Genomic DNA, 24983 nt, shown 5'->3' on the forward strand with positions numbered 1-24983 from the left:
CAATAAAAGACAAAAGGACTTGAAGTTGCTGACTTAGGTCTTGATAAGCAGTGCTTGATACTGTTTTGTTGGGTTCTGTTAATGGTTTGTAGGCACCACCGTTGTTATATAAGATTAGTTCCGTAGTTGAGTAACTAATTTAGCATATAAAAGCCGAATAGAAAATCCGTGAGGAATTTCGTAAGAAGGCGAATACTAAGCAATTAATTTTATTCGGTATTATAGCACGTTTTTAAAATGGTAAATCGTCATAATCCTCTTCTATTACTTTTTCAAATGATTCAAGACTTAGTCCTTCTAATTTATATCTCCACGCTATTTCATTAAAAGGATTTAAAAACCTTGTTTCCTTAAGGTTTTCGTTATCTGTTATTTTGTCTTGTAAATATTCAACTTTTTCCTTCGGCAAATCTTTAACTTTTTTCAAGGCCTTTAGTCTTTCAATTCCTTGATTGGCCGTATTTGAAAGTAAAATTAATTCTACAAGAGTATTCAAGTATTTTGATTTCGTCTTTTTGTGACAAGAGATAATTTCAAATACTCCTTCTGCTACTTGACCTACATTTTTTCCAATTGCTTGAAATCCTTGATATTTTCCAATAAACCCGTAAGGGTCAAGTCCTCTGCGAATAGGTATAATTAATACATTTCTACCAACAGCAACTCCTACTTCTTGGTCAGTCCAATTACTTTCTTTAAACCCTTCCATTAATACAGCACAAAAAGCGTCCATTGAAAATAATCCTTTTTCGATTTCGTCTTGCCATTGTTTTGTCGGCTCAATGTCTTCGTGTGCTACGAATGACGAAATTCCATATTTTTCAAGTTCTGCTTTTAAAATTCCGATTGTTTTTTTAAAACTCGCTAAATGACTAACAAAAAGTTTAAAATGTCCAGGTTTCCAAAATGTTGCTTCACTTTCTTTTACTATTACAGGAATTGAAAAAACAGCTTCGTGTTCAATTCCTAATTCAGACGCAATTTCTAATACAATTTCATCGTTTACTTTCGGCAAAACTTCTTTAACATAAACGTATTTACTGTTGTAACTTGGTTGGTGGTCAGTTGGTATTCCGTAACTTTCAAAATAGCCATCAATTTCATTGAACTTCATTCTTTCTTGAAGTTCTCTCCCAATCTTATCAATCAATTCAATTTTTTGCAGTTTCTTCATCCAATGTGCTAACGTTTTGTTTGTAAGAGCCGTTGCGTGTCTCACACACAACCATTAAAGCACAAAACACCGCTGGAAAATTCCCAAGAATTTCCAGATAAGTATAGACCTAGCTATGGCTTATAGAAACAGTGTTGCCAGTAGTGCTTATTTTCCAACGGGTTTTAATTTACTATCTTGAATTTTAGCTTTCATATAAGCTTTTAATTCGTCGAAATTCATATTTTGAGTTTCGGCACTAATATTGTCCCGAATATCACGCATCATTTTTACCGCGTCGAACCCGCCTGCCGGACGGGCAGTTGTTTTTTCTTTTTTAGTCGTTTTCATAGTTTCTCAAATCTTTAGGACTTCTAATTTCTATCATTTGGTAACCTGATTTGAGGTTGTCCGCATTATAACCCTTTATTCTGTCCAAGTTTACAATATGTTTAAAATTCCAAGATGCCAAAACGTCAACTTTATTGATTGTCGCCAAAGCAATATGTCGGCAATCCTCAACGCTCGTATTTCCGACTACTTTTTCAGCAATGTATTTTTCAGCGAGATTGATCGATTCTTTGTTCAGTTCAATCCGCTCAAACTTGTCGGCTGAATATTTTTGTAATAAGTTTTTGACTTTTTCAGGCGCATATATTAATTCCAAATCGAGTAAGTCAGAAACCACAAATATAATTTCATCGTTTTCCAGTCTTTCAAATAGCGCAATTGTTGCCTCTTTAAATTCTTCGTCAAATTATCCGCCGACGATTGAAGTGTCAATCTAAATTCTTTGTTTCAAATGGTCAACTTGACTTTCTCAAATCTACGAATTTAAAATCACGAGTTTCGTTCAAGTAAAAATTGTTGTTTCGAAGCTCGATTTTCGCATTGGCGCTAACTTCCTACAAACCTACCTTTTAATACCTTAAACCAAAAACTCACAACGTCTATTAATAGAAAACTCAGTTTCGGTGCAGTCGTCGCCACAATTCACTAAGGGTTTGGTTTCGCCACCAACTTTCGCAAAATTGTAATCGCCTTTTTTTAGTCGAGTTACAGATGTTTTTGAAATTCCGTAAGCAATCAACAAATCATAGATAATTCCTTCTTTTGAGAAGTTAGCAATCAAAGATTGTAAGTTAGTTTTTATTTCGGTTGATTTCATCTGTCTTATTTATTCTTTTTTAAAGGTCATGTGGAACATAAATGTTTCATTAGAGCTCTAATTTCTTTAAATGACGCATTACTTCACGTAAAACAGTTTCAAAATCTGGCAAATCTTGAATTTGGTCTGCCAAAGATTTTTCCCAACGTCCTTTGTATTGAGGCAATCTTTGTTCCAGTTTGGTATGGAAGTCTGTAGGGTCAATGTCTTTACTTTCACATTTTTGTCTAAACTCTGCGATGTGAAAATCAATATCCATATTGTGTATTTCCAATAAATACCATATATCATAAAAATCACGAGCTTGCATTCTTTGCATTACCGAACGTAGCTTTTCAACCAATACTTCTTCTAAAGAATAACAGAGTAGTTGGTGTTCTTCTTGGTCGGTATAATCAATAAATGCATCATTTAAAACTGGTTCAAAAACTAATTTTTCACTTCTCGAAATATCAACTTTCACTTTTTTGTTTGCACCCAAACCACCAAGCGGATCAACATAGCTGATGTAAAAGTTAATTCCACCATCTTGATGTTCGTCATTGTCAATAATTTCAAGCGGAATATTTGCTTCTTCTTTTATATATTCAAACACTTCTGTAAACCATTCAAATATCTGCTCATTGCTTATAGTATCATCAAGTAAGGAGAAGTCAAGGTCTTCTGAAAATCGGTAATCTTTAAAATAGACTTTCTTTAAAACCGTTCCGCCTTTGAAAACAATTGTTTTTGAAAGTGTCGAATGTTGAGCTATGCCTTGAAGAATCCAAGAAAGCATATAATCTTTTTCGATTTGTTGGTCACGTACACCAACTGCACGAGCTTTGTTTTGTATTTCTGCTGGTTTTATCACGTGTAAATGGCAGATTTAATGGTTTCCGTTTCTAAATTTTGTTGAATACTCCAACGACTAATCATTTTACCAGATTTTGGTAATTCGGTATCTAAAAGCACGTAAGACGTTGTTTTTAGTTTGTTGAGTTTAGGAATAATAGCTGTTTCTATTTCCAATATTTCTAGTAAAAAACCTAAACGTTTAATAACCGCCTGCGATTTGAAGCGTTCAGCATATTCAAAAAGTGTATCGAATTTTATGTTGTCTTTTGAAGTATAAATTGCTCTAGCTATTTCAACAATTCCACCTGCGTAATCGGGTTTGAATAGACAGTCAATAAATGTTTTTTCTAAATCTGAACAAAGGACTTTGTTAAAGCTATCAATCCATATTTTTTTAGCTCCAAAAAAATGATTTTCGTTGTGGTAAATGAATTGAAAATCAACATTCTTTATTTTAATTATTGAAGGTCGCATTTGTTTTGAAACAACAATTTGTTCTTTTAGTGATGGTTGCGTAATCAGATTGTGTATTTGCAAGGCAGAGTAATAACCAATATAGTGGTTTTCTCCTTTTGTAAGATGTCCAGCAATGAGGTGCCAATCAGGCATAAAAGATTCTGCATCTTTTTCATAAGGAATGATATAGTACAATCCTTTTTTTAAACGCATTAACAGCCCTCTTTTTACCATATCGCTCAATAATTCCTTTAAGGCACTATTGCTCGAAGCAGGTAAGGCATTTTCTGCTTCAGCATAAATAAAACAATCTTGATCTAAGGTATTAAAGTAAGTCAGAATATTACTTGATTGCGTAGATATGTTTTTTGTTCTCATAGTTTATCTGTCAGTTTTTAACTGACTACAATGATACGAATAGTTATTCGTTAAAATTACTTTTTAGTGTACTAAAGTCAGTTTATTTCTGACTTTAATGCTATGAAACATAATTTATATGGTTTGGGTGGCGGTGGGAAAGGGCAAGCTCTTTTTATTTTTTGAGGCACGAGAAAAATGGAATGTGCTTGACTGTGTGGTGGCTTTTTGAGCTCAAATTTTAATGGTATGCACGATTTCCCGCATAATGCACAACTCCGTACAACCCAACCTTCCCTCTTACCTCAATATCAAAAACTCACAACGTCTATTAATAGAAAACTCAGTTTCGGTGCAGTCGTCGCCACAATTCACCAAGGGTTTGGTCTCGCCATAGCCTTTAGAGCGCAGGCGTTTTCGGGGAATGCCATTTTCCACGAGATATTCTAAAGTGGCAGCCGCACGTTTTTCAGAGAGGTCCATATTGAATTCAAACGAGCTTCGAGAATCGGTGTGGGCGCCGAGTTGGATTTCCATACGTGGATATTTTTTCAGTAAATTGACTAAAATATCCAGTGTTTTTGCTGCTTGTGGCTTGATGTCCCATTTGGCAAAATCGAAGTAGATGTTCTCCAATTCAATGTAAGTGTTGCCGTCTTCACGATCGTTTACAATCTCCTCTGCATCATTATAGGATTCTATGCCCAGCTCAATGTTGAATTCAATGTTGCCTCTGTCGTTGGTGTCAAAATATTTGGTTTCTGGGATGTATTTCGGTTGGAAGCCTTCCAATTGATAGCTTTGATTGGGTTTGACTTCCAATTTGTATTTGCCGTCTTCGCCCACTGTGATTTCAGTGATGATATCACCGTAGTTGTCAAAAAGGGTCACGACGGTATTTGGCAATAACTCTCCAGTGCGCTTATCGGTCACTAGGCCTTCCACAAAATATTGGCGGTCTGCTGGGGTGCGTTCAAAACTGTAGATTTGATCAATACCGCCACGGTTGCTGGACATATAACCCGTATCAAGAGCATCGCGCACCACAAATGCAAAATCATCGGTTTCACTATTGATGATCTCACCAAGATTCAGTGCTTCGAGATAGCTGTTTTCTTCATATTTACTTGAAAAAATATCGAGTCCGCCAAGTCCTTGCTTTCCGTTGGAGGCAAAATATAGGGTGCTGTCTTTCGCGATAAAGGGAAATTGCTCACGATGTGCGGTATTAATGGCAGCACCAAGGTTTACTGGTGTTCCAAAGCTTCCGTCTGCGGCCATATCTACATAATAAATGTCAAAGGCTCCTAAGCTGTTTGGCATGTCACTTGAAAAATAAAGTTTGTCTTCTTCGGAATTTAATGCTGGATGCATCGTGGAATAGCTGTCACTTGAAAAGCTTACCGGTTCAATGGCTTGCCATTCATTATTTTCCAGTTGCGCTTTAAAGATGCTTACCACAGCGACTTTGTTGGAGTCGATAGCCACACGTTTTTTCTGGTTCCTGGAGAAGAACATGGTCTTGCCATCTTTCGTGAAAACAGCGCTACTTTCATGCTGGTCTTTGATATTGATGTTTTTGGAAAACGCAATAATACTGTCTAACTGTTTATCATCACCTTCGGAAACGGTTGCTTCATAAAGGTCTAAATACGATTTTTTGTTCCAGTTATATTCCGGACTTTCCATGTTTTTGGTGGAAGCAAAGACGATTTTATTTCCGAAGTATCCAACTCCAAAATTAGAGACTGAACCTTGATTGCCCAATTTATTTAGGATGTAGGTATAGGGATTTATCTGCTTGACCAATCTTTTGAAATTCTCGGTGTGTATAGGGTTATTGAGATACATCACAGAAATTTGATCGGCAGTAAAATAATCCTTGGCACTTTTGAGCACGTCAAAATATTTGAAATAAAAGTCTTCGGAGAGGCTGTCTTGGTCTCGCTTGTTGTAAACTTCAGTGTAGGCTTTATTGGCTTTTTCAATTTCCGCATTAAAATAATAGCAATCCCCCAGTTTTTCTAAGGTCTTGGCGGTCTTGGGTAACTGCTCGTAAATTTCGGCAGCATCGAGATAGGCCCTGTTTTCATAAAGTGCATTAGCTTTTTTCAGACTTTGGGAAAAACAGAGGTTTCCAAAGAGAAAAACGATGATGCCAATATATAAGTTCAATATTTTCATGGGGTATGTCTTTAGAAAAATCGAGGTGATTTGTCGTAGCCTTTTGTGAGTCTGCTAATATTGAATAGAATAAACACTTCATGAGAGCCAGAATTGAAGCGCCCTAAATTTGAAAGTGTATAATCATAAGCATACCCGATGCGCAACGATGGCGTTACTGCAAAATTAACCAAAGCACTTACCGAGTCGTCAAAACGGTAGCCAGCACCAAGCTCTACGGTATCGTTGATCAAAACATTTGCAGTGAGATCTACAGCAATTGGTGCACCACCTATGTATCTGGTCATAAAGGCTGGCTTCAGTTTTAGGCGCTCATTCAATTGGAACACGTAACCTCCTGTTAAAAAAAGATGGGCATTCTCTGTACCTTCTGTTACAATCCCGCTTTCATCCCTGAGGTGTTTGGATTGCAATAGGTTTGGTGCTGAAAGACCAAGGTAATAGGCGTCTGTAAAATAAAAAACACCTGCTCCAATATTTGGGAAGGTTCTACTTATATTTTCGGCAAACGCAGGATCTGGTAAAGGGTCTGAATAAATAAATCCATTAAAATCAGTACTGAAAAACGTGGCTCCTGCCTTTATTCCGAAGGAAATTTTTGCAGTTTCTCCAGCTGGCAAAACATAGGCCACATCAATGTAGGCATTGGTCTCTTTTACCACATCGCCAATTTGGTCATGTATGATGGAGAAGCCGCCTTCAAGGCGATCGGTAAGTTTGGAATGTGCAAACAAAGTCCCTGTTGATGGTGCGCCAACCGAGCCTACCCATTGTGTTCTATAGAGTGTTCCCAAATTGATGGTCGATTCATCGGCAGTGGCATAAGCAGGATTCAAAACACTCATATTATACATGTACTGTGTAAACTGAGGATCTTGTTGTGCCTTTGCCTGCCATCCCAAAAAGAGGATAAGCGTGAAGATACTGTAGGTGATAAGTTTATGAATCATTTTCATTTGTGGTCATTATCTGCTTAGGTAGACTCTTCCTTGTTGGGGGCTTCTTTCGCCATCATTGAATTCCAAAATATAAAAGTAAACACCAACAGGTAAGATGCTGTCCCCTTTTCTAGAAGTGCCGTCCCAACGCTGGGAACTGCTGTTACCTTCGTAAAGTATATTTCCGTAGCGGTTGAATACGCTCAATTTGAAATTTGGAAATAAGGTTTCTAAATTTACGATATGAAAGTCGTCGTTGATGCCATCGCCATTTGGAGAAAAGCCATCAGGGATAGTAAGTTCTTTGATGCAAGTGCTTGAAGAAACGGTCACTTCCAAGCGCACCGAACTTTCGCAGCCATTTGCTGTGACCAGCGTGGCGTAATAGGTTTGCCCATCTACCAAGGCATCGGTCATGGTGTAAGCGGTTCCGTTTTCTGGCAGGTCATACCATAAAATGCTACCTGATTGCACAATATTCCCTGTTAAATCTGCGATGGTTGGATTGGGATTGTCTTCGGAACAAAACGTAGCACCACCGGCAATCAATTGTGGCGTTTCTGGATCCTGAATGTTTACCGATATGGCATCAATAAGTGATACATCACCAGTGCAATTTTCGCCTGCGAAGAAAAATCCGGTCACTGTAACTGTGGTCAGTCCCGCGTTTTCAAAATTGGCATCTGCAATCGTGAAGGTTGAGTTGCCTCCTTCTACAGTAATATTGACCACGTTGGTGGCGGTGTTGGCGCCAGTGAGTTGATAAACGATGGTATAAACACCATCGGCCAATTGAGTGGCTCCAATAACGATGGCCACAGCACTTGAGCCCAAACACAGATTCAAATCGGTAGCGAGGATGGCGCCAGTAACATCTGGACTGTCCTTAAGAATGACCACTACAGATGCTTCGTCGCTTAGTAAACAGGAACTGGAGGTTACGGTATAGGTGTATGTGCCAGCAGTATCAACTAAAGGATCAAAAACACCGGTGCCGCTATCAAGGGCAGGCGTCCATATCCCACCAGGTTCAGCAGCTTCAAGTTCTTCAAATAAATCGACTGGCACGCCATCGCGACACACATCTAAGGTTAGATCATTGCCTGCATTTGGGAGGGGCTGGATGCTCACAGTAACATTTGCTGATACTTCAGAACATGGCGCAGTACCAATAATCGTATACGTATAAGTGCCTGCGGGATCGAGATTGGGATTGAAAATCCCTGCGCCACTTGCCAATGTGGGTGACCAAACGCCTCCTGGCTCTGGGGTGCCTCCAAGACTGTTGAAAAGATCTACGGAAGTCACATTGCTACACAAATCAATGGCAGCATCTAAACCGGCATCTGCAGCTTCAGTAACTGTAACAGTAACTATTGCCGAGTTATCCGGACAAGCGCCAGAAACAGAGCTAATGGTGTAGGTATAGCTACCTTGAGTATCGCTATTCGGGTCGAAAACGCCGGTGCCGCTGGTAAGCGTGGGTGTCCAAGTTCCGCCTGCTTCAGGAGTTCCGCCAAGACTGTCAAAAAGATTTACTGGCGCGTTGTCGCTGCAGAGTTGTAAGCTTCCGTCCAAACCAGCATCAGGAACCGTTTCAATGCTCACATTTACGGTGGCACTATCATCAGGACAAGGTGAAATGCCCGTGATGGTATAGGTGTAAACGCCTTCAGCATCTAGAGCAGGGTCAAAAAGACCAGAGCCGCTGTTTAATGTGGGTGACCAAGTACCTCCAGCTTGAGGCGTGCCGCCAAGACTGTTGAACAAATCCATTGCGCCGGTATTGGTGCAAATCGTAACCGATGCATTTTCGCCAGCGTCGCTTTCTTCAGAAATGGAAACCGTTACCGTGGCGATATCGTCGTCACATAAAGCAGTTGGTGAGAGTTGTGTGTAGGTATAAACCCCTTCAGCATCAACATTGGGATCAAAAAACCCAGTTCCACTGCTTAAGGCAGGAGACCAAGTTCCACCGCCATCAGGTGTGCCGCCGAGGCTATCAAATAAATTCACAACAGCACTGTCGCCGCAGAGTTGTAGGCTTCCATTTTGTCCGGCATCTGGCACCACTTCCAAAGAAACCGTCACTTGTGCAGAAGCATCCGGACAAGAAGCAGTTCCCGTTTGGGTATAGGTATAAGTGCCTTCCGCATCAATACTTGGGTTAAAAAGTCCGCTGCCACTGTTTAAGCTTGGCGACCAGGTGCCTCCATTTTGCGGCGTTCCGTTAAGGCTATTGAACAAATTCACAGGCGCATCATTGGTACATAAGGTAATATTGCCATTTAAGCCAGCATCCAAGAAAGGTACTATGGTTACGGTAACATTGGCTGAAGCATCGCTGCAAGGTGCAGTTCCCAAAAGGGTGTAGGTATAGGTGCCTTCCGCATCAATGCTCGGGTCAAAAATACCCGTGCCACTGTTTAGGGAGGGTGACCATGTGCCGCCAGTGTCTGCGCTACTACCAAGACTGTTGAATAAATCAATGGTTTCGTTATCGCCACAAATCTCTACGGAAGCATTTTCCCCTGGATTAGGCGCCACAATTACAGATACGCTTACCACTGCCGTCGCATTTGGGCAGGGTGCTGTACCTGCCAATGTGTAAGTATAGTTGCCTTGAGCATCAACCGATGGGTCGAATAATCCTGTGCCACTGCTCAATGCTGGCGACCAAGTACCACCAGCTTCTGGGGTGCCGCCTAAACTATTGAATAAGTTTACCGTGGCATCATCGCTGCAAAGCTCGATGGCGCCATTGGTTCCGGCATCAGGAAATTCGGTGATTGTGAGCGTTACCGTTGCAGAGGCGTTGGGGCAAGGCGCAGTGCCCAATACGGTATAAGTATAAGTGCCTTCCGCATCAATACTAGGGTCAAAAACACCAGAGCCACTTGCCAATGCTGGTGACCAAGTGCCTCCAACATCTGGATTTCCGCCGAGACTGTTGAAAAGGTCTATGGTGGCAATGTTATCGCAGATTTCAATACTTGCACTGCTGCCCGCAATTGGTAAAATCCCTACGGAAACCGTCACATTTGCAGTGACATCATCGCAAGGCGCTGTGCCAGAAACGGTATAAGTGTAAACGCCCTCTGGGTCTGTTGCTGGATTAAAAATACCTGATCCAGAGTTTAATGCTGGCGACCAAGTACCTCCAGGTTGCGGATTCCCACCAAGGCTTTCGAATAAATTGACGGTCTCCCCATCGCTGCATAAAGTGATTGCGCCATCGTTGCCTGCAATTGGTTGTGGCACCAATGAAACTGTAACATTGGCGCTAGTGGCCTCACATGGAGCCTCTGCCGCTAAACTATAGGTGTAAACCCCTTCTGGATCAAGGGCAGGATCAAAAACGCCGGTGCCGCTTGTCAAGGTGGGTGACCAAATACCACCGCTGTCTGGCGTGCCTCCCAAGATGCTGAAAAGATCTACAGTAGCATTATTTTCACATAGATCAACGTTGCCATTTGTTCCAGGATCTGGTCTATTTGTGAAAGTGACAAAAACAGCAAGTCGTGCGGTACTTTCGCAGGGTGGATCTACGGTGGTGGCGTAATAAGTTCGGCCATTCTCCAATGGGGTTTCCAAAGCTAAAGGCAGTGCAGAGGATAAGGATGGGTACCAATTATTCATACCGCTAGCAACCAAATCACCAACGGTTGGTATGCTGGTGGGAGTAACGCAAAAGTCTTGTGTGGTGTCGCCTTCAGGAACCGGGGTGGATCCTACATTAACCAATACTGAAAGTCTCGAGGTTCTACATCCGGAATTCGGATTGGCTTGATCGGCATAATAAATGGAATTATCCATTAAAACTGCCGAGCTGCTCAAGGCCGTACCGCCAGCGGGCGCCGAGTACCAGCGTACATCGTTCCCGTTGGCCACCAAGTCGGCAACTGTTGCATTTGAAGGATTATCTAAACACACACCTTGAAAATTTTGACCGCTAGGTGGGCCAAAAATAATCACATCCACGCGTTGACGATTGGCGCAACTGCCTGAGGTGTCGCCGGCATAATAGTCTTCGTTATTGTTGAGTCCCGCATTATTGGGGATGGGAGTGGTGGATGTTGCGCTTTCATACCAAACGATACCGCCACCGTTATCTGTTGCAACAAGATCGCCAATCAAAACCGACTCTACATCACAAAATGTTTGGGTTGGATTAGTAACCGTAGGGCACTGGGCATTGGCTATTTGCGACCCAAAAGCGATTAGAAAAAGAATAAATACAGAAACTTTAGGGTAACTTTTTAAGCGATATGGTCTGGCTTTCATTAAAATTTTTTAAAAACAATGATCTTTAGAGAAATCGACGCTATGGATTAAAAAATCAGACATCAAAAGTTCAGCTTTAATTTCAGTAAGTTGTTGTATTGAGGGAAAACAAATATAAATAAACAGCCTTGAATTAACAACATAATCAGATTTTATTCTAAACTGCTTAAAATCAGTAAATAACGAGGTTTTATTGGGCGCTTAGTCGATTTCGATCACTTGATTGCCATTCCCGTACTGAAGCAAGTAGAGGCCTTTATTTTCAAAAATAGTATCATTTGATTTTTCATAATCAAATTTTAAAAGGAGTTGTTGGGATTTTAGGGTCTCTACTGAATTTTCAAAACCAGCAGCTTGACTCAGTCTCAATAACACATCAAAAGTGGTGTCAAAACCTAAAATGGCATTTTCAGAGGCTTCCACGTCATATCGGGTTTTGTAGGCCTGCTCAAATTGGAGTAACATTTCATCTTTTTCAATGGGCATTACCGATGGAAATATCAATTTCAAAATACGAAAACGCATGTCAGAGACTTGTCCGGGTTTTGGTAGCGATGCCGATTCAATCAAGACCATTTCAATATCATACTCTGAGAGTTTCCCCATAAACTCAGTCGTGGCATTTAGGAAAACGATGGTGCGGTCGGTATCTAAAATAACATAATTGAGTTTCTCTTTGTGCAACGCCGCAGTGAGATCATTGTTCACGAAAAAACCGGTCTTATCCACTTTTAAAAATTGGGCATCTGGGATTATGTTTAGAATGAGATCCTTATTTCTGGCTTCGTCTAAATCGCTAACCACAATGATTTGCGCATTTTTTTCAGCAATATAATTGAGGGTTCTGGTTTTGAGTTCCAACTGGGAGGGTAGGGCATCATACACGGTATTGCTGTCACTGTTGATGCTGTTGGAGCTCAGCCCGATAATGGCGGTTGGACTTTTGGAAATCACTTTTGGATACGTTTCTCTAGCTTTTAAAAAGGGTACGATAACCGCATTCTCTTCGGAAGTATTATCCACTTTCAATCTTGAGAATTTTCCGGAAGCACTTCGTTCAACGAAGGAAACGTCAAAGTTCAATCCCAAGCTACGGGCGGAATCTATCGCCATTTCGGCACCTTGATAGAAATCGATGTGTTTTTGAAGCGCTGCATCATCGGAAGCATTTTTGGCCAGTGATCCATTTTCATAATCTTCCAAAGCAAATTGAAGCCCAAAAAAGAGGGCGGTTCTTTTGTCTTTATCCAATCTCCTAAACAGCGTTTCGTTGGGGTTGGTTCTAATGATTTCCGAAGTGACGATCGTTGAGGTTTCGTTATCTTGGTTGTTGAAAACACCAGGATTTATCGGCATTTTTATCACAGCGCCTTTAGCAACGCCGTTTGACAGTTGCGGATTCAATGCCACAAAAGCCTCCATGCTCATGCCCGCTTTTTTTGAAAGTCCGTAAAGGGTTTCCTTGGCTTGGATCACATAATCTTTGTAGATCGCTGTACTGGCACCATCTGGATTCTGAGTTTCGGTAAATGCTTCGATGTTATTATCTATGTTTTTGACTTCTTCAGCTTCGGAAGGCAGGCTTACTTCGGTTTCAGAGGTGTTTCCTTCAGTAGCGATAATAGGCGGACTTGTATTTTCTTCCGAAGCACTACCGGTATCAGAAATAAGGCTAGTGTCAATTTCGGGAATCGTGGTTTCAATGGCTTCCGGCTCATTTTCAGCAACCGGCGCTGTTTCAATTTCATTGACTTCGCTAACTCTTGCTGTGGTTTCAACGGGGGCTTCGGTGTCTGCGTCTAGTGTTAGCCGGTGTCCCGCCATAAGCATCGGCACGATTTGCGGATTCTTGGCTTCCAATTGCGCAATGCTCAGATTAAACCTTTTGGACAAGCCCCACTTGGTGTCACCTGTTTTTACGATGTAATCTCCGCCAGTTGAAAATGCCGAATTCTTTTCGGGAATCCTTAAGGTTTGGCCTGCTTTGAGCACGCCATCCAAACGATCTTGGTTGGCAGCAATCAATGCATTCACACTAATGCCATTAGCTCGTGCAATTCCCCAGAGCGTTTCGCCTTTATTCACAAAGTGCTCGCCGTTTTTAGAGTTGATTTGAACTTTAAAATTTTTAGAGATGTTAAGTACATGACCCGCCATGAGCATGGGCACGATTTGCGGATTCTGTTGTTCTAAAGAAGCGATGCTAATCCCGAATTTTCTAGACAGACCAGATTTGGTGTCCCCGCGAACCACCACGTATTTTGAGCCATTGGATGTTCCAGGATTTGTGTTTGGGGTGTTTGGAGTTTGACCGTTTTCAGGGACACGTAAGCTTTCGCCAGCATAAATGACCTCTTGTGAGCCAGGATTGAGCGCAAAAATGGCCTCCATGCTCACGCCATAGGTTTTTGAAATCCCATAAACCGTTTCGCCTTTTTGAATGGCGTGTTCAATGACGTTGTCTTGAGCGTTTGTGAGGGAAAAGCTTAAAATAAAAATGATGAGCAGCCAATAAAATCGCCACATGCTTTGTAAAGGTTTAACTAGGATTAATCAAGTGTTAAAATTACTAAAAAAACCCACTAAACCCTGTGTTTCCATTCTTATTATCAACAGGATATTAACAAGTGGGATGCTTGCGTATTTGCCAAAGCAACTAAAAAACATTCACTTATTTTTCAATTCGTGTAAATGAGGTTTGCAGTGTACTGTTAAATAGACTGTAAATACTATCTTTGTGCACTTAATTAAAGAACAAATGAGTAGTATTGTAGCCATAGTGGGTCGTCCTAATGTTGGGAAATCGACCTTATTCAATAGATTGATTCAAAGGCGTGAGGCCATTGTAGATGCAGTGAGCGGTGTGACCAGAGACCGTCACTACGGCAAAAGTGATTGGAACGGAAGAGAGTTTTCCATTATAGATACCGGTGGGTATGTGAAAGGCAGCGATGATGTTTTTGAGGTCCAAATTGACCGCCAAGTGGTCTTGGCAATAGAAGAAGCAGATGTCATATTATTTATGGTAGACGTAGAATCTGGCGTCACGGGCATGGATGAGGATGTCGCCAAATTGCTTCGAAAAGTGGAGAAACCCGTTTTATTGGTAATCAATAAAGTAGATAATAATAAACGCGCCGAGGATGCTGTGGAGTTTTACTCCTTAGGCTTGGGCGAATACTTTACCATTGCCAGCATTAACGGCAGTGGTACTGGCGATTTGTTGGATGCCGTGGTTGAGGCGTTGCCTAAAGAAGTAGCTCGGGATACTGAAGAAGCGCAGCTGCCAAGATTTGCAGTGGTTGGTCGTCCCAATGCGGGCAAATCTTCGTTTATCAATGCCTTGATTGGGGAAGAGCGCTACATTGTAACCGATATTGCGGGTACTACGCGAGATTCCATAGACACCAAATACAACCGTTATGGTTTTGAATTCAACTTGGTGGACACTGCAGGGATTCGCAGAAAGTCAAAAGTGAAGGAGGACCTGGAGTTCTATTCGGTAATGCGAAGCGTGCGAGCCATTGAGCATTGCGACGTGTGTATTGTAATTTTAGATGCGACTCGAGGTTTTGACGGCCAAGTGCAAAACATCTTCTGGTTGGCAGAGCGCAATAGAAAAGGCATCGTGATTTTGGTCAACAAATGGGATTTGGTAGAAAAGAATACCTTGAGCACCCGTGATTTTGAACGCGAAATCAAAAAAGAACTCGAGCCGTTTACAGATGTGCCTATCGTGTTCATATCGGTATTGAACAAGCAGCGTATTTACAAGGCCATTGAAACTGCAGTGGAGGTTTACAACAACCGAACCAAAAAAATCAAGACCAGCAAACTCAATGAGGTCATGTTGCCCATCATTGAGAATTATCCGCCACCCGCATATAAAGGAAAATTTGTTAAGATCAAGTACATCATGCAGTTGCCTACGCCGCAACCGCAATTCGCGTTTTTTTGTAACTTGCCCCAATATGTAAGACCACCTTACAAGCGTTATTTGGAAAATAAATTACGTGAGGAATTCGATTTTCACGGTGTCCCAATAAGTGTCTATATGCGTAAAAAGTAAACTGTTTTAATTAGCTTATGTTCAGAAAAATAAAAATATCAATTGCCATATTATCAACGATTTTTTTATCAATTCTGAACGGTAAAACCCAAGACACACCACCTCAAATTGTAGTTTCGGGCAATCAGGGCTATTGCGCCGATGCGCCGATACCTATTGTTTCGAGCGTGAGTATTGCCGATGCCGATGCTGGCGATGATACGCTAGATGAGGTGTTTATACAAATTGCTGAAGGCTATGCCATTAATCAGGATCTTTTATCCTTGAACGGAAGCTTTCCGAATATCACAGCATCTTGGTCTGTTGCCGAAGGAAAGTTGACGCTTAATGGACCCGCAAGCTTCAACGAATTTACCAATGCCATCGGCAATGTCTTGTTTGAAACTACCCAAACGGAGTTTGCCGAAGATAAATTCATTTCCATCAATCTTTCTGCAGCAAATTACTTGCCCACAACAGGACATTACTATTTATATGTGGCCGATCCAGGCATTAGTTGGACCCAAGCAGAAAACGCTGCTGAAAATCAGGAATTCTTCGGAATTCAGGGCTATTTGGCAACATTGACCTCTGCTGAAGAAGCACAACTTGCTGGCGAACAAAGTCCCGGTTTGGGGTGGATAGGCGCCAGCGATGCCGAGATAGAAAACACCTGGAAATGGGTCACGGGCCCTGAAGCTGGAACCGTATTTTGGATTGGCCAAGCCAATGGAACCCCTCAAAATGGCGAATTTTCATTTTGGAATGCCGGTGAGCCCAATAATTTTAATGGCAATGAAGACTATGCGCACATTACAGACCCAAGCATTGGCAATGTGGGCTCCTGGAACGACTTACCCAATACCGGCGATGGCAATCCCGGCGACCCTTATTATCCTAAAGGTTATTATGTGGAGTTTGGAGGCATGCCCGGCGATCCAGAAATCAATCTTTCGGCGAGCACCGCCATCATTATGCCAAGGATAGAAGTTTCAGCAAGCTCCAATTGTGAGAATAGCGTTTCCCAATTGAGCGTCACAGCCAATACACCAAGGGTGTTGTGGTATGCTTCGGAAACGGCCAACACGGTCATTAACGAAGGCTTGACCTATGAGGTTCAGCTCAATGAAACCACGACCTTTTGGGTTCTGCCTCTTTTTGAATCTTGTAATACAGGAACCAGAATCCCTTTTCCCATTACGATTTTTCCCACACCAGATGCGGTGGATATAGGTATTACGCAATGTGACGATCAGGCTCAGGATGGCTTGGCGGTCTTTAATCTCAATGCGTATTTTGAGGACATTACCAATGGAGTTTCTGCCAATCGGGACATTCAGTATTTTGAGGATGCAGCCCAAACCATTCCTATTGATGGCGATGCTTATACTAGTGTTTCCAATCCGCAAACGGTTTACGCGAAAATTATAGATACTTCAAGTGGGTGTAGCGCCAATGCTGAAATAGTTTTGGAAACCACTTCCGAAGCAGTAAGTCCTGCATTTTTGGAAGCTTGTGACGGTTTGGATGAAACAGGATTGGTCAATTTCGATTTGTCTTTGGCGACCAGCCAATTGTTGGAGGGGCTTTCTCAGGATTTTGAAGTGACCTATTATGAAAGCTACCAAGATGCCTTGGATGAATTTAATGTGTTGCCTACAAATTATACAAATACGACGCCTTATAATCAAATGATCTACGGAAGGATCACGGATAACGGCTTTTGCTACACGATAGCCGAGGTGCAATTGCGTGTGACGGCTTTGCCAAATCTTGAACCTGATGCCACGGTGTACTATTGTCTCAATAGTTTCCCGGAAACCATTCGTTTGAGCGGTGGTGTTGTTGGCGATATCCCAAACAACTACTATTACAATTGGTCCACTGGAGAAACCACAATAAACATTGAAGTCAACGAAATAGGCAGCTACACGGTTGAAGTCACGCCAGTGGATGGCTGCCCGAAAACGAGGACGATATCCGTCTTGCCATCTTCCATCGCTGTCATTGATGAGGTGGTGGTAAACGATTTGGTCGATCTCAATGCCATAAACATTATCGCTTCCGGCGACGGCACTTATGAATACGCATTGAATACGTTTAATGGACCTTACCAAAGTTCAAACGTCTTCAGCAATCTTTCCGCAGGCTTTTATACAGTGTATGTGAAAGATGTGAAAAACGATTGTGGTATTGTTTCTCAATTGGTTTCGGTGGTGGGCTACCCTAAATTTTTCACACCAAATGGAGATGGTTACAATGATCGCTGGCAATTGAGGGGTGTTTCAGAACAATTTCAGCCTAATTCTAAAGTTTTTATTTTTGATCGCTTCGGAAAGCTTTTGAAAACATTGAATACTGCAGATCAGTCTTGGGACGGCTCTTTTGATGGAGCTCTTTTGCCGAGTAGTGACTATTGGTTTTCGGCAACGCTTCAGGATGGTCGAAGTTTTACTGGACACTTCAGCTTAAAACGTTAGAATCGATTCTTTTGATTTTATTAGGTAAATTCATACTAAATGGCTTTCGCATTTGTTTTTTGCAAAACGCCATGATTCATTCAATCAACCAATCTTCCATCAACCAACAGCATGAGATTTTTTCTTTTCGCTTGCCTTTTCTGTTGTGTCTTTTTGTCTTTTTCGATTAAGAAACTGTGATTTCGATTTTCGATTTACGATTTTTGACGTGAAGACGGAAGACGGAAGATTTACGATTTATGATTTACGATTTAGGATTTACGATTGCAGATTGCAGATTGCAGATTGTTGATTTTTGATTGAAGATTCGGCAGCCGAAGATTAGCGATTTCTGATGTTTAAATGGAAGACGGAAGATTTATGATTTACGATTGCAGATTGCTGATTGCTGATTGTTGATTGAAGATTGGACAGCCGAAGATTAGCGATTTCTGATGTTTAAATGGAAGACGGAAGATTTATGATTTACGATTGCAGATTGCTGATTGCTGATTGTTGATTTTTGATTGAAGATTCGGCAGCCGAAGATTAGCGATTTCTGATGTTTGAATGGAAGACGGAAGATTTATGATTTAGGATTTAGGATTTACGATTGCTGATTGCTGATTGCTGATTTTTGATTGAAGATTCGACAGCCGAAGATTAGCGATTTCTGATGTTTAAATGGAAGACGGAAGATTTACGATTTAGGATTTACGATTGCAGATTGCAGATTGCTGATTGCTGATTGCTGATTGAAGATTGGACAGCCGAAGATTACATCTTTCATCTTCATCTTCATCTTCATCTTCAAGTTCAAGTTCAACTTCAACTTCAACTTCAATTTCCTTTACCAGCTCCCACCAGCACCTCCGCCAGAGAATCCGCCGCCACCAAAACCGCCACCAAAGCCACCGCCTCCAAAGCCTCCTCCAGAAGATCCTCCTCCAAAGATACCACCTCCAGAAGAGCGGCCACCAAAGCTACCGCGGCCCAGATTGCTCAAAATAATGGCATCCAAAAGACTCACGCCACCAGAACGTTTACCGCCAGAACCACCGCCACCGCCACGTTTTTTAGAGAAAATGACCATGAGTACCACAAACACCACAAAGATAAATAAGAAGGTGCCCATTGGTAAACCTTGGCTATTATTACTTTGTTTTCGTGTGGCTTGGTATTTTCCCGTAAGCACGTCAAAAATGGCATCGGCGCCTTGATTGAGGCCTTCGTAATAATCGCCACGTTTAAATTGCGGGATGATCACGTTTCTGGTAAGCTCACCAGTTATTCCGGCTGTGAGCCGGTCTTCAACGCCATAACCTGGGGAAATCCATATTTTACGATCTTCACGCGCCAACAAGATAAAAACCCCATTGTCTTCCTTGGCTTGGCCAATACCCCATTTTTGCGCCCATTTTGGGGCTAACAAACCAATGTTTTCGCCTTTTGTACTTGCTATAATCGCCACTAGAATCTGCGTGGAGGTGGTGTCGGAATATCGAATGAGCTTTTGTTCAAGATTGGATTTTTCTGAAGCCGATAAAAGATCCACATAGTCATAAACGCTAGTTTGCTCTTTAGGCACAGGCGGAATATCAAACTGCGCAAAAGACATACTGGAACATAACATAAGTGCCATCGCCAGCAAAAAGCCACGCCAGGTGGTTCTTGAATTTTCTCTTGCTACATTCGCTCTATCCCAAAAAATCATCATAATTAATTACTATTCTAACTGTGAAAGTTGTATTCATATAAATGCCAAATACCAAATCCCTCTAATCTAAGATTTCTGAACTCGAAACTTTAAACCTTGAACTTTGAACTTTTAATTTTTAATGTTCAACTCGAAACCCGTTTTACCCTTTCGAAATGGTATTGGGCAACTCGTTCTTATCGTCGTGCTGCCATGGAAAGTGCTGTTCCAATTGCTGTCCGGCTTTGGTAATGCCATCCACTAAACCTTGTTTGAAGTTGCCCGATTTGAAATGAGATTGCATGATGTCTTTGGTGCTGTCCCAAAAATCATCTTCAACCACATCGTTGATGCCTTTGTCGCCATAGATCACGAAGGTCTTGTCGTGCACAGCCACATAGATCAATACGCCGTTTTGCTGCTTGGTGTTGTCCATTTTCAAGTAATGGAAAACTTCCATCGCGCGATCAAAAACGTCCAGTTTTGTAGTCGCTTCAATGTGCACACGAATCTCTCCTGATGTGTTTTTTTCGGCGTCCCTTATCGCTTCGATAATCGCTTCTTCGTCCTTTTTATCAAGGAATTTTTCAATTTCAGACATAATTATTCGCTAAAGTCAAATTCAACTTCCACTGGTCTTTCTGCGCCAGCCTCCGCATCAAAATAGGCTTTGCCTTCAAAATTGAATAGCCCAGCCAATATGGAATTCGGGAATTTTTTCACATGGTTGTTATAAGGATTGATAGCCTCATTATATCGTGTTCTTGCGGTTTGTATGGTGTTTTCGGTGCTGGCCAATTCATCCTGTAATTTCAGGAAATTCTGGTTGGCCTTAAGTTCTGGATACCTTTCCACAGTAACCAAAAGTCGAGACAGAGCGCTGCTCAATCCGCCTTGGGCTTCATTGAATTGTTTTAGTTGCTCTGGTGTGATGTTTGATGGGTCGATTGTGGTTTGGGTCGCTTTGGCACGAGCCTCAATGACATCGGTTAAAGTGCCGCGCTCAAAATCGGCAGCTCCTTTTACAGTATTGACTAAATTACCAATAAGATCATTACGGCGTTGGTAGGAGGTTTGCACATTACCCCAAGCTTGGCCAACGTTTTCATTGAGCTGTACTGCGGTATTGTTAAATCCTTTTCCCCAAGAATAGAGGGCAAAGCCGATTAGGGCAATGATGATAACAGGAATGAGCCATTTTTTCATAAGAGTTGGTTTTTAGAGTTTTTTTAGAGTTGTGATTTTATTTTGACGAGCTGTGCTTTGATCCCTTCCAATTTGTTTATGATTTCAAAGGTAGTCATTGATTGTTTCTTTTCTTCCTTCAAATGGGTTTTTGCACCTTCGAGTGTAAAACCACGTTCTTTAACAAGATGATAGATGAATTTTAAATTCTTGATGTCTTCTGGCGTGAACTTTCGGTTGCCTTTGGCATTTTTCTTAGGCTTGAGAACGTCAAATTCCTTTTCCCAAAATCGCAACAAAGAGGTGTTGACCTCAAAGGCTTTTGCGACCTCGCCAATGCCATAATACCGCTTTTCGGGAAGTTCTATATGCATGGTTAATCTAGGGATTGGTTTTCTAAAGAAGCCTTTTCCAATAACAATGCATATTCTTCTGCACTTAAGTTTCCGTAGTAAAAATTGATGGGATTGATGCGCTCGCCGTCCTTAAAAACCTCATAATGTAAATGTGGTGCCTCTGAGCGCCCTGTGCTGCCCACGAAGCCAATAAGGTCGCCACGTTTCACTTTTTGGTTAGCCTTCACATTATATTTAAACAAGTGTCCATATAAAGATTGGTAGCCATAACCATGGTCAATGCGAATATGATTTCCATACCCCGTTGATCTATTATCGGCTCGTATTACCTCACCATCGCCAGTGGCGTAGATGGGTGTGCCTCGAGGTGCCGTGAAATCCATTCCAAAATGAAATTTTCGCACTTTGGTAAAGGGATCGGTTCTATAGCCATAACCCGAGGCCATACGTTTCAAATCTTCGTTCTTAACCGGTTGTATTGCGGGAATTGACGAAAGAAATTTTTCTTTGTCGGCAGCTAAGACCGCAATCTCATCCAAAGACTTGGATTGTACAACAATTGCTTTTTGAAGGAGGTCCAAACGCTTATTGCTTTCAATGATCAATTTCGAGTTATCATAACCTTCGTACTTTCTATATCGGTTGACACCACCAAAACCGGCACGGCGTTGTTCGTTAGGGATGGGGTTTGCTTCAAAATATAATCTGTAAATATTGTTGTCACGATCCTCAACATTCTCTAAAGCAGCGAAGGCATCGTCAACGTGTTTGTCTAAAATATCATATTGCAGTTGTAAATTGGAGAGTTCGCGCTTAAGGGCTCGCTCGCGAGGCGATTGAACAAACTGGCTGGCGATAAATACAAATAGAAAACCAAATAGGGCAGAACCCAGTAAAAAAATCATGGCATATTGTAGAGTCTTACGCTTTTTGCGCTCTATCTTTCGGTAAGACAGCGTTTCTGGGTCGTAATAATATTTAACTTTAGCCATATTTTAAAAAGTTCTATTTTTGCACGATATAGAACGTATCACAAATATATAAATTGTTTTTTATTTATATGAATTTATACGAAGCAAGCTTAAACCATGAGGAAATGTATCTTTTTTCGTAGTTTATAAATCTATAATCAACCAAATATAATGCGCTTCGCATTAAAACCTATTTAAACCTTTACAAATGAAGTCTCAAGACATTCGTCAAACATTTTTACAATTTTTTAAAGATAAAGCACATAGCATTGTTCCCTCGGCATCCATGGTATTGAAAGATGATCCTACCCTGATGTTTGTCAATTCTGGGATGGCACCATTTAAGGAATATTTTCTCGGAAACGCCCAGCCCAAAAACAAGCGAATTACAGATTCACAAAAGTGTTTACGCGTTTCGGGCAAGCACAATGACCTCGAGGAAGTGGGTTATGACACCTATCATCACACGCTTTTTGAAATGTTGGGCAACTGGAGTTTTGGCGATTATTTTAAGACGGAAGCCATTTCTTGGGCCTGGGAATTATTGACTGAAAAATTTGAAATCGATAAGGAAAGCCTCTATGTGACCGTTTTTGAGGGTGATGAAGGCGACAAGACCCCAATGGATCAGGAAGCCTACGACATCTGGAAAAACTTGATTTCTGAAGATCGCATTCTCATGGGTAATAAAAACGATAATTTCTGGGAAATGGGCGATCAAGGACCATGTGGGCCCTGTAGCGAGATTCATGTGGACATACGTTCTGCGGAAGAAAAAGCAAAAATCGACGGAAAGACCTTGGTCAACCAAGACCATCCGCAAGTGGTGGAAATCTGGAACTTGGTCTTTATGCAATACAACCGAAAAGCCAATGGAAATTTAGAAAATCTACCAGACAAACACATCGATACCGGCATGGGTTTCGAGCGTTTGTGCATGGTCATGCAAGGGGTGCAATCCAATTATGATACCGATGTGTTTACACCCATCATTCGCGAAATCGAAACCATTACCGATAAAAAATACATCCCTGTACGGACAAGTCGCGACTTGTCCGTACGGGATGAAAAAATCGCAATCGCCATTCGCGTCATCTCCGATCACGTGCGTGCCGTGACCTTTTCAATAGCCGATGGGCAATTGCCCAGCAATACAGGCGCAGGTTACGTAATTCGAAGGATTTTGCGTCGTGCCATACGTTATGGCTTCACGTTTTTAGACCAAAAAGAGCCTTTTATTTATAGGTTGGTAGATGTATTGGTCAAGAAAATGGGTCATGCTTTTCCTGAATTGAAATCCCAACGCCAGCTCATCGAAAATGTGATCAAAGAGGAAGAAGCTTCCTTTTTGAGAACCTTGGAGCAAGGTTTGGTCATGTTGGATAACATTGTAAAACATGCAGCTACCAAGGAAATTTCAGGGGCAAAGGTTTTTGAACTGAAAGACACCTATGGTTTTCCAGAAGATTTAACCGAATTGATCCTGCGTGAACATAAGCTGAGCTATAATAAAACCGAATTTGACCAACAGTTAAAAGCGCAGCGGCAACGTGGTAAGCAAGCGTCGGAATTGAAATCTGATGATTGGACCGTGCTTATGGAAGATCAAATCCAAGAATTTATTGGGTATGACGCCTTGGAAGCCAAAGTGAAATTGACACGTTATCGAAAAGTAAGCTCAAAGAAAGATGGCGATATGTACCAATTGGTTTTCAATCTCACGCCGTTTTATGCGGAAGGTGGCGGACAAGTAGGCGACAAAGGCTATTTGGAAGATTCTCAAGGAGACATTGTCTACATCGTAGACACTAAGAAAGAGAACAATGTGGTGGTGCATTTTACAAAGAGCCTACCCAAAAATTTACAGGAAACGCTTAAGGCAACCGTAGATGCCAAACAGCGTTATCGCACCGAATGCAACCATACAGCAACCCATTTACTACACCAAGCACTGCGCGAAATATTGGGTACACATGTGGAGCAAAAGGGCTCTGCAGTGCATTCCAAATATTTGCGATTTGACTTTTCACATTTCGCAAAACTCACGGTGGAGGAGTTGAGTGATGTGGAGGATTTTGTAAACGCCCGTATCTACGGAAAGCTCGACTTACAAGAACAACGCAACATCCCAATGCAAAAAGCCATTGATGAGGGCGCCATGGCCTTGTTCGGGGAAAAATACGGCGATACGGTAAGAACCGTTCGGTTTGGACAATCTATGGAATTATGTGGCGGCACACACGTGGCGAATACGGCGCACATCTGGCATTTTAAGATTACTGCTGAAAGTGCAGTAGCTGCTGGGATTAGACGTATTGAAGCCATTACCAGCGACGCCGTAAAAGGCTATTTCCAAGAGCACGATAAAGCATTTATGGAAATGAAACACTTACTCAACAACGCTCAAGAACCCATCAAGGCCTTGCAGAATCTTCAAGATGAAAACAGCAGTCTTAAAAAACAGATTGAAGGCTTGCTGAAAGAGAAGGCCAAGTCTATAAAAGGCGATTTAAAGAATGAACTTTCGGAAATTAATGGCGTTCATTTTCTAGCAAAAAAAATCGATTTGGATGCTTCGGGCATCAAGGATTTGTGCTTTGAATTGGGAAGTCAGTTTGACAATTTATTTTTATTATTTGCTGCCGAAAATGACGGTAAAGCCATTTTGTCCTGCTACATCTCGAAAGAATTGGTGGCGAGCAAGAATTTGAATGCTGGTACCATTGTTAGGGAACTGGGCAAACACATTGAAGGTGGCGGTGGCGGACAGCCATTTTTCGCAACCGCTGGGGGTAAGAATCCTGCTGGGATTGCCGAGGCTTTGAGGGCTGCAGAGGGATATTTAAAATAGGATTATTACACGGAGTTTCAAAGGGTCGGCGAGAAAAACT

At 41.6% G+C, this 24983-nt stretch carries 18 protein-coding genes; 3 read left to right on the forward strand and 15 right to left on the reverse strand.

All coding sequences use genetic code 11. From position 1 onward, the window contains the following. Positions 1 to 232: 232 nt before the first annotated feature. From ESY88_RS11965 to ESY88_RS12010, 10 genes are all read right to left on the reverse strand, one after another. On the reverse strand, positions 233 to 1174 hold the full coding sequence (locus ESY88_RS11965) for a toll/interleukin-1 receptor domain-containing protein (protein ID WP_147086903.1): 942 nt from the start codon (positions 1172 to 1174) through the stop codon (positions 233 to 235). 147 nt (positions 1175 to 1321) lie between these two features. Next, positions 1322 to 1504: a hypothetical protein gene (locus ESY88_RS11970; RefSeq protein WP_147086902.1), complete on the reverse strand. Its 183-nt coding sequence runs from the start codon at positions 1502 to 1504 to the stop codon at positions 1322 to 1324. Continuing rightward, complete coding sequence (locus ESY88_RS11975; protein WP_223270808.1) at positions 1491 to 1841, reverse strand: PIN domain-containing protein; 351 nt, start codon at positions 1839 to 1841, stop codon at positions 1491 to 1493. Before ESY88_RS11975 ends, ESY88_RS11970 begins: the two co-directional genes overlap by 14 nt. A 240-nt stretch (positions 1842 to 2081) precedes the next feature. Beyond that, positions 2082 to 2321 carry a hypothetical protein gene (locus ESY88_RS11980; protein WP_147086901.1) on the reverse strand — a complete coding sequence of 80 codons (240 nt, stop codon included), beginning with the start codon at positions 2319 to 2321 and terminating at the stop codon, positions 2082 to 2084. A gap of 49 nt (positions 2322 to 2370) precedes the next feature. Further along, complete coding sequence (locus ESY88_RS11985; protein ID WP_147086900.1) at positions 2371 to 3174, reverse strand: nucleotidyl transferase AbiEii/AbiGii toxin family protein; 804 nt, start codon at positions 3172 to 3174, stop codon at positions 2371 to 2373. Further along, complete coding sequence (locus ESY88_RS11990) at positions 3171 to 3992, reverse strand: type IV toxin-antitoxin system AbiEi family antitoxin domain-containing protein (RefSeq protein ID WP_147086899.1); 822 nt, start codon at positions 3990 to 3992, stop codon at positions 3171 to 3173. The genes ESY88_RS11985 and ESY88_RS11990 overlap by 4 nt, the downstream gene beginning before the upstream one ends. Before the next feature lie 279 nt (positions 3993 to 4271). Further along, positions 4272 to 6155 carry an OmpA family protein gene (locus ESY88_RS11995; RefSeq protein WP_147086898.1) on the reverse strand — a complete coding sequence of 628 codons (1884 nt, stop codon included), beginning with the start codon at positions 6153 to 6155 and terminating at the stop codon, positions 4272 to 4274. Between the two features lie 11 nt (positions 6156 to 6166). Continuing rightward, positions 6167 to 7105, reverse strand: coding sequence for a PorP/SprF family type IX secretion system membrane protein (locus ESY88_RS12000; protein WP_147086897.1), 939 nt, complete (start codon positions 7103 to 7105; stop codon positions 6167 to 6169). Between the two features lie 15 nt (positions 7106 to 7120). Continuing rightward, on the reverse strand, positions 7121 to 11377 hold the full coding sequence (locus ESY88_RS12005) for a T9SS type B sorting domain-containing protein (RefSeq protein WP_147086896.1): 4257 nt from the start codon (positions 11375 to 11377) through the stop codon (positions 7121 to 7123). Positions 11378 to 11578: 201 nt separating this feature from the next. Continuing rightward, on the reverse strand, positions 11579 to 13903 hold the full coding sequence (locus tag ESY88_RS12010) for a muramidase family protein (protein WP_147086895.1): 2325 nt from the start codon (positions 13901 to 13903) through the stop codon (positions 11579 to 11581). Positions 13904 to 14135: 232 nt separating this feature from the next. On the opposite strand from ESY88_RS12010, the gene der reads away from it, so the two are divergent. Next, complete coding sequence (gene der / locus ESY88_RS12015; RefSeq protein ID WP_147086894.1) at positions 14136 to 15446, forward strand: ribosome biogenesis GTPase Der; 1311 nt, start codon at positions 14136 to 14138, stop codon at positions 15444 to 15446. Positions 15447 to 15463: 17 nt separating this feature from the next. Continuing rightward, positions 15464 to 17905, forward strand: coding sequence for a T9SS type B sorting domain-containing protein (locus tag ESY88_RS12020; protein WP_147086893.1), 2442 nt, complete (start codon positions 15464 to 15466; stop codon positions 17903 to 17905). Positions 17906 to 18734: 829 nt separating this feature from the next. On the opposite strand, the gene ESY88_RS12025 is transcribed toward ESY88_RS12020, so the two are convergent. The 5 genes from ESY88_RS12025 to ESY88_RS12045 all read right to left on the reverse strand — a co-directional run bounded on the left by ESY88_RS12025 (position 18735) and on the right by ESY88_RS12045 (position 22113). Further along, entirely contained in the window at positions 18735 to 19598 is an 864-nt protein-coding gene (locus tag ESY88_RS12025) for a TPM domain-containing protein (protein WP_147086948.1), read from the reverse strand. A 145-nt stretch (positions 19599 to 19743) separates the two neighbouring features. Further along, positions 19744 to 20181, reverse strand: coding sequence for a TPM domain-containing protein (locus ESY88_RS12030; RefSeq protein ID WP_147086892.1), 438 nt, complete (start codon positions 20179 to 20181; stop codon positions 19744 to 19746). A gap of 2 nt (positions 20182 to 20183) precedes the next feature. After that, complete coding sequence (locus ESY88_RS12035; protein ID WP_147086891.1) at positions 20184 to 20786, reverse strand: LemA family protein; 603 nt, start codon at positions 20784 to 20786, stop codon at positions 20184 to 20186. A gap of 23 nt (positions 20787 to 20809) precedes the next feature. Beyond that, a complete protein-coding gene (locus tag ESY88_RS12040; protein WP_147086890.1) occupies positions 20810 to 21139 on the reverse strand; it encodes a MerR family transcriptional regulator in 330 nt (109 codons plus the stop codon). A 2-nt stretch (positions 21140 to 21141) separates the two neighbouring features. Then, positions 21142 to 22113, reverse strand: a complete 972-nt coding sequence (locus ESY88_RS12045; protein WP_147086889.1) for a M23 family metallopeptidase — start codon at positions 22111 to 22113, stop codon at positions 21142 to 21144. 187 nt (positions 22114 to 22300) lie between these two features. Here ESY88_RS12045 and alaS point away from each other — a divergent pair, with 187 nt between their 5' ends. After that, positions 22301 to 24943 (forward strand): alanine--tRNA ligase, encoded by a 2643-nt coding sequence (gene alaS, locus ESY88_RS12050; protein WP_147086888.1) that lies wholly within the window; start codon positions 22301 to 22303, stop codon positions 24941 to 24943. The last annotated feature ends 40 nt before the right edge of the window (positions 24944 to 24983 follow it).

The organism is Subsaximicrobium wynnwilliamsii (assembly GCF_007997225.1).
GTDB lineage: Bacteria > Bacteroidota > Bacteroidia > Flavobacteriales > Flavobacteriaceae > Psychroserpens > Psychroserpens wynnwilliamsii.

Coding starts and splice junctions, on each gene's coding strand:
- ESY88_RS11965 (WP_147086903.1), bottom strand. CDS start 1,174: ATGAAGAAACTGCAAAAAATTGAATTGATTGATAAGATTGGGAGAGAA.
- ESY88_RS11970 (WP_147086902.1), bottom strand. CDS start 1,504: ATGAAAACGACTAAAAAAGAAAAAACAACTGCCCGTCCGGCAGGCGGG.
- ESY88_RS11980 (WP_147086901.1), bottom strand. CDS start 2,321: ATGAAATCAACCGAAATAAAAACTAACTTACAATCTTTGATTGCTAAC.
- ESY88_RS11990 (WP_147086899.1), bottom strand. CDS start 3,992: ATGAGAACAAAAAACATATCTACGCAATCAAGTAATATTCTGACTTAC.
- ESY88_RS11995 (WP_147086898.1), bottom strand. CDS start 6,155: ATGAAAATATTGAACTTATATATTGGCATCATCGTTTTTCTCTTTGGA.
- ESY88_RS12000 (WP_147086897.1), bottom strand. CDS start 7,105: ATGATTCATAAACTTATCACCTACAGTATCTTCACGCTTATCCTCTTT.
- ESY88_RS12005 (WP_147086896.1), bottom strand. CDS start 11,377: ATGAAAGCCAGACCATATCGCTTAAAAAGTTACCCTAAAGTTTCTGTA.
- ESY88_RS12010 (WP_147086895.1), bottom strand. CDS start 13,903: ATGTGGCGATTTTATTGGCTGCTCATCATTTTTATTTTAAGCTTTTCC.
- der (WP_147086894.1), top strand. CDS start 14,136: ATGAGTAGTATTGTAGCCATAGTGGGTCGTCCTAATGTTGGGAAATCG.
- ESY88_RS12020 (WP_147086893.1), top strand. CDS start 15,464: ATGTTCAGAAAAATAAAAATATCAATTGCCATATTATCAACGATTTTT.
- ESY88_RS12025 (WP_147086948.1), bottom strand. CDS start 19,598: ATGATTTTTTGGGATAGAGCGAATGTAGCAAGAGAAAATTCAAGAACC.
- ESY88_RS12030 (WP_147086892.1), bottom strand. CDS start 20,181: ATGTCTGAAATTGAAAAATTCCTTGATAAAAAGGACGAAGAAGCGATT.
- ESY88_RS12035 (WP_147086891.1), bottom strand. CDS start 20,786: ATGAAAAAATGGCTCATTCCTGTTATCATCATTGCCCTAATCGGCTTT.
- ESY88_RS12040 (WP_147086890.1), bottom strand. CDS start 21,139: ATGCATATAGAACTTCCCGAAAAGCGGTATTATGGCATTGGCGAGGTC.
- ESY88_RS12045 (WP_147086889.1), bottom strand. CDS start 22,113: ATGGCTAAAGTTAAATATTATTACGACCCAGAAACGCTGTCTTACCGA.
- alaS (WP_147086888.1), top strand. CDS start 22,301: ATGAAGTCTCAAGACATTCGTCAAACATTTTTACAATTTTTTAAAGAT.